Source organism: Fusibacter sp. A1 (genome assembly GCF_004125825.1).
Lineage (GTDB): Bacteria > Bacillota > Clostridia > Peptostreptococcales > Acidaminobacteraceae > QQWI01.
Genome location: NZ_QQWI01000027.1, coordinates 1 through 5,871, shown reverse-complemented (window position 1 = coordinate 5,871; position 5,871 = coordinate 1). Strand labels below are relative to the sequence as shown.

Annotated in this window: 4 protein-coding genes; all 4 read left to right on the top strand. The window is 45.4% G+C overall.

Annotated elements, in window-relative coordinates:
- Window positions 1-890: 890 nt before the first annotated feature.
- The 4 genes from DWB64_RS18970 to DWB64_RS18955 all read left to right on the top strand — a co-directional run bounded on the left by DWB64_RS18970 (window position 891) and on the right by DWB64_RS18955 (window position 5,524).
- Complete coding sequence (locus DWB64_RS18970) at window positions 891-2,213, top strand: sensor histidine kinase KdpD (protein WP_164980506.1); 1,323 nt, start codon at window positions 891-893, stop codon at window positions 2,211-2,213.
- Window positions 2,214-2,933, top strand: coding sequence for an ATP-binding cassette domain-containing protein (locus DWB64_RS18965; protein WP_129489799.1), 720 nt, complete (start codon window positions 2,214-2,216; stop codon window positions 2,931-2,933).
- A 1-nt stretch (window position 2,934) separates the two neighbouring features.
- Window positions 2,935-4,998 (top strand): hypothetical protein, encoded by a 2,064-nt coding sequence (locus DWB64_RS18960; RefSeq protein WP_129489798.1) that lies wholly within the window; start codon window positions 2,935-2,937, stop codon window positions 4,996-4,998.
- A gap of 76 nt (window positions 4,999-5,074) precedes the next feature.
- Window positions 5,075-5,524 carry a small multi-drug export protein gene (locus tag DWB64_RS18955; RefSeq protein WP_129489797.1) on the top strand — a complete coding sequence of 150 codons (450 nt, stop codon included), beginning with the start codon at window positions 5,075-5,077 and terminating at the stop codon, window positions 5,522-5,524.
- Window positions 5,525-5,871 lie beyond the last annotated feature (347 nt).

Here is a 5,871-nt window from a genome sequence, read left to right as displayed (position 1 = left end):
TTTGGAAAACCACACTAAGGGTTCTTTTTATGCAACTCTTTTACTACCTAGCGGTTGTTCGTTTGGTGCCAACTGGCATTTTTCAATTGGACATGTACTTTTAAGGCGCTACGCTTGAAATGCAAGGAAAGATAGGTAGGTGAGGAATGTTTGCCTTGCTTTTGGAGCGGAGCGCCTTAGAGAAAATGTGGGAGTGAGTGAGATTTAGTGAATGGCGGTTAGTTGATTAGGTGAATAAAGAGTTGTTATGACCAACCCTTAGTGTGGTTTTATAGATGGTACTTCTCTTTATACTCTGATGAAGAGGTTGGAGGGCAATGCATATTTGGAAAACCACACTAAGGGTTCTTTTTATGCAACTCTTTTACTACCTAGCGGTTGTTCGTTTGGTGCCAACTGGCATTTTTCAATTGGACATGTACTTTTAAGGCGCTACGCTTGAAATGCAAGGAAAGATAGGTAGGTGAGGCATGTTTGCCTTGCTTTTGGAGCGGAGCGTCTTAGAGAAAATGTGGGAGTGAGTGAGATTTAGTGAATGGCGGTTAGTTGATTAGGTGAATAAAGAGTTGTTATGACCAACCCTTAGTGTGGTTTTATAGATGGTACTTCTCTTTATACTCTGATGAAGAGGTTGGAGGGCAATGCATATTTGGAAAACCACACTAAGGTTTCTTTTTATGCAACTCTTTAGCAACCTAGCGGTTGTTCAATTGGTGCCAACTGATATTTTTCAATTGGACATGTACTTTTAAGGCGCTTCGCTTGAAATGCAAGGAATGAATTTAGTTGAATAAAGAGTTGCAAGTAACAACCCTTAGTGTGGTTTTATAGATAGTCCTTCCCTGTTTCGTAAGGTATAATGGATACATATGCGAAAAGGGGTTGTGGGTTTGAATAAGAAGGTTGGGACTGTTTTTTTTGTTTTTATGGCGATTACGGTTGCGGTTTCGTTTGGGTTGACTTTTAACAGAGGACTTAATGTTTCTCTTGAGGAGCTGAACGGTATTGCTAACGATATTGAAAATGAGCTGCGTCACAATAGGGCGAATGTGTCTTCTACGATACATGAGTACAAGTTGATGTACGAGATAGACTTTAAGCTATTGGGAGCGAATGGAAACACGCTTTATGGTACGGGCGTACTGGCTGATGTTCCCAAGAGGTATGGCTACTACACAAAGGGTAAGTACTGGTATTACACGCTGCCGATTTTGAATGACGAGAAAGTGGAGCGGTTGGTGATTTTTGATAACGAACGTCTTATGGGCACGCGTGATAATTCGGTGACCAAGCTGATGTATATGTTATGGGTTGGGCTGCTGCTGTTTGGTTATGGTATTGGTTTTTACAATCAGACCAGGAACGTCGAGTTTATTGGGCGTTTAAACAAAATGACTGAAGGGACAAGGACCGCTGGAAATAATAAAACGCCGAAGAATGTGAATGAACGCAATCAGTATGTCCTTGATATCATCAAGGAGTATGAGGATAAAATGCAGGATACGGCCTACACTACGACGGTGGAGCAGACGAAACAGGATGAGCGCATGAAGAACATGATGCACGATATGAAGACACCTATCGCGGCACTTCACGCCTTCGTCGAAGCCTACAATGACGGCCTTTACTCTCCGGATAAGCTGCCGAGCAAGATGGGGCTTATCGAGAGGAACATGAACCATCTGATGGAGCTTATAAGGCAATACGATTCCTTTATCGCCTATTCCAAGGGGCAAATGAACGTCAACATGAGAAAAGTGTCGATGAAAAGCCTCGTGGACCAAATTTTGATCGGTATCGAACGCGATTTCGCACTGCTTGGAAGGAGTATCCGACTGGTCGTAAGCGAGCAGGACTTCTTTTTGGTATGCGATATGACAGAGATTCAGAAGCTGCTTAACATTTTAGTCGAGAACGCCCATAAGTATTCTGAGATCAACAAGCCCATCATCCTGAGCGCCATTGTGAGGGCTCAGACGCTTCAGATTATCGTGAAGGACTATGGAATGGGTATCTCAAGGAACAAGCAGGAATCTGTTTTTGACCCCTTTGTCAAGGGGGATGAGGCCAGAACGTCCTCGAACCAGAGTTACGGCATAGGGCTTTATATCGCCAAGCAGATCGTGCATAGGCATGGCGGTGAAATAACTTTAGAAAGTGTACCGGGTAGCGGAACGAGCTTTACTGTGGTGCTGCCTATCAAGGAGAGTTAGATGTTTTTAAAGGCCAAGGAACTGTCAAAAATTTATCCGAAATCTGCAAATCACCAGAAAGTGCTAGATGAGCTGAATATAAATCTTAAATTTGGCGAACTCGTTTGCCTGATGGGACCGAGCGGCGCTGGAAAAACGACTCTTTTTCAGGTGCTTGCGGGACTGACCAAGGTGGATTCTGGAAGTATCACCGTTTTTCAGCACGGGGAGACTTTGGGTGTGGATGAGCTGCGGTTTGGAATGATTTTTAAGGAAGAGAATCTTTTTGATGATTTTAAGGTCAAGGGGAATTTGAAGATTCAAAGCTATCTAGCGAGAATGAAGCAGGCCCACTACAAGACCAGGGTCGAGCTGATTGTTAAAAGGTATGCCCTGGACGGACTCCTGGATCTGTACCCCGAAAAGCTGTCCAGTTCGCAGCGCAAGTGGGTGGCGCTCGCAAAGGCCGATCTGATTGAACCGGATTATTTTTTCGCGGATCAACCGACCCTGAACATGACACCTAAACTAAAGACCAGCTTTATGGAGCGGCTTAAAAGTCTTGCTAGGAGTTCGGGTGCGCTTGTTGTGACAAACGACATCTCATGTGCTAGTTTTGCCGACAGGCTCTTTTACATGGATGGAGGAAAGATTGTCGATGAGCTGATGCTCGACCAGGAGGACTTGCTTGTAGAACGCGAGGCGCTTGTGTACAGCTGGCTCAAAGGGAAGGGTTATTGAGATGTGGGGACTGATTGCGCAGCTTGCGAAAAAAAGATGGGGAATCAGCATGATGGTCGTTCTTGTGATGGTGCTGATGCTTTTGATCAGCACCGCTACGATCGGACTTTTGACCCACCTTCAGATCGCCGTGGGCGAAATCGGCAGGGAGGTCGGATATGAGGAGACCTATTATCTACCTGGTCCGACTGGGGAGACTGTCGAGTTTGTCAAAGCGAGCGACTATAAGAATTTGAGCCCCATAAGCCGCTACTGGCAGGTATGGGGAGTGGAACATAAAAGTGAACAGGTCGAACCCGCTTATCTCAAGGTGCTGGAATACGATCCGGAGTGGTATCTTGTGCCGCTTGCCGGTGAAATCCCACATACAAGTGACGAGATTATGGTTTCGTCTGTTTTTTTACTAAGACATGAACTGGTTATCGGCGACAAGGTAAGGCTCCTTGGTGATGGGATTGATAAAGAGGTGAGGATTGTCTCTTCTTTTGAGGATGCCCATTATGACATGGCTATCGAGTTCTACTCAAGGATTTTTATCGGTGGGGCGCTAAGTGATAAGGCCGACGGAGTCGCTTTTGATATCGGTTATTCAAAAGAGACTCCGAGAGATGAGTTTCTTGAAGCTTATAAAGTCGCATTCTACAAACCGCTTTTCGCCGAGATACAGACCAGCGAGCTGATCGACTACTATACCTTGGATCCGATAGAGAAGCCGATTCTATTTGCCGTGGGCATGTGGATGGTGCTGTATTTTATTGTTGCCACGCTTCTTGCTATGGTGCTCAAACACTTTGTGCATAAGGCGCCCTTGACGGTGTATGCCCAGGGGAGATGGAGCAGCGACTATTTGACTATCTATAGCGTCTATTTTGCCATGCTTCTTTTGTGTGCCTATCTCATGTCGGCGCTTGTCGTAAACGAATTTGCCAGCTACACAACAAAGAGCTTTGTCTTACTTGAAAACTATGTCGGTCAGAGCGGATTTCAGGTCGCTCATCTGATCTCGCTTGGCATCATGTTGTGTCTGGTGATCTTTATCGGATCGGTCTTTAGGGTTTATGCCCTGTCGAGGGTGAAGAAATATGGCGAAAAAGGTGCGTTCGGGTTGGTTTCGCAAGGAACGAACCATGCAATTTACGGTCTGATGGCGATCGTGCTTGTCAACGCCCTGATTGTGGTGATGATGTTTGTACGGTTCACGAGCATCCCCTATGCTGAATACTTGGTGGATGATCCTGCTTTTGGAGGGTTTCCGGGCGGAGTGGTGTCTATCGATGTGAACGGAGAAGACCTTGGCAATCAAATGGACTATGCTCCAGTATTGATCCATAATGATGACAGCGACGAGTATGTAATTGGCGTCGGTGTATCGGAATCAATGCAGGACCTTGGACTTTACCTTGTGGATGGACGACTGGCTGAATGGGACGATGAAGTGGTGGTCGGATACAGTTTTTATCTGGAAGGTGTGCGCCTTGGCAGCATGATGAGCTTTTCGGATGATTCAGGTGAGCACGAGGGTCTCGTCGTAGGGATCGCGAACAGCTTTTTCAACAAGGGAAAGGTGATCTGGTATTTGAACGAGGACGCGTCGGGGCTAGTCCTCTCACCGGTGCCGGGTGCTCCGCAACTTGATTATTCACAGCTTACCCACAACCGCCATGAACTACTCGGAAGAAGTGAGAACAGGTATCTGACCCAGACACTCGCCCATATGATTCTGCTTGCGGTATTCATGCTAGGTTTTTGTTATCTGCAGCTGAGTGAGGGTTTAACATCGGTCTTTAGGCTTATAAGGACCGCCAAGCTTTCGAACGGTATTATCTTACTGTCATTTTTGCTGATGCTTCTTCTGCTTACCGGGCTGAGCATCGTAGCTGTCAATTATATGCTGGTTCCGCTCTTGTCCTCTTTTGTCGCAAAACTGGTCGGTCCGATTGGCATCGATATCTCGTCTGTCGTCAACTGGAAGCTGGATGTAAAGAGTTATCTATGGCACCTGATAGGGATAAACGGACTGTTCACAGTCGGTTTTGTCTACAGAAAGTACAGGAATGTCTTTTAGCGGTTCTTGTGATTGAGGGCTGTTTTAGGTATAATGGCAGGAGTGTAAACAATTTTACTTAGTTGAGGTATAGAAAATGTATGATTATTTGAAAGTCTTCATCTTGTCGATGATTCCTATTTCGGAACTTAGGGGAGCGATTCCTTTTGGCTATTCGCTGGGACTGCCCTTATGGGAAGTGACTGTGATCGCCATCGTCGGCAATATGATCATTGTTCCGGTCTTGCTGCTGATTACAGAACCCCTGTTCAAATACTTAAAGACCCTTAACGTTTTTAGACACCATGTGGAAAGGTACGAGGACAGGGCCGCAAAGAAGCTGCATAGCTACAGGAAGTACCGCTTTATCGGTCTGCTGCTGCTTGTCGGTATACCGATTCCTACAACGGGTGTCTATACTGGTGTGGTCGCATCAAGGGTGCTCAACATGAGCTTTAAGGTTTCACTTATGGCAAATGTGCTGGGCGTTTTGATGAGCGGTACGATCGTGCACTTTATCACTAAAGGTGTCATTCATTTGTGGTGATCGTAATCAGTTAAGTGCTAATTGCAAGAACCACATTAAGGGTTGTTAATCGCAACTCTTTTTTTATTTACTCATTCCTTGCATCAAAAGAAACCAACATCAGAGGATGAAAGAGAAGTGCTATCTATAAAACCACACTAAGGGTTGGTCATAACAATTCTTTATTCACCTAATCAACTATCCACCATTCAATAAATTCCATCTTCCCTCGCACTTTCTTTAAGACGCTCCGCTCCAAAAGCAAGGCAAACATTCCTCACTTACCGATCTTTCCTTGCATTTGAAGCGAAGCGCCTTAAAAGTACATGTTCAAATGAAAAGTACCAGCCAACACCAAATGAACAACC

Excerpts from the sequence above, each read along its gene's own strand:
- DWB64_RS18965 (WP_129489799.1), top strand. The coding sequence starts at position 2,214 with ATGTTTTTAAAGGCCAAGGAACTGTCAAAAATTTATCCGAAATCTGCA.
- DWB64_RS18960 (WP_129489798.1), top strand. The coding sequence starts at position 2,935 with ATGTGGGGACTGATTGCGCAGCTTGCGAAAAAAAGATGGGGAATCAGC.
- DWB64_RS18955 (WP_129489797.1), top strand. The coding sequence starts at position 5,075 with ATGTATGATTATTTGAAAGTCTTCATCTTGTCGATGATTCCTATTTCG.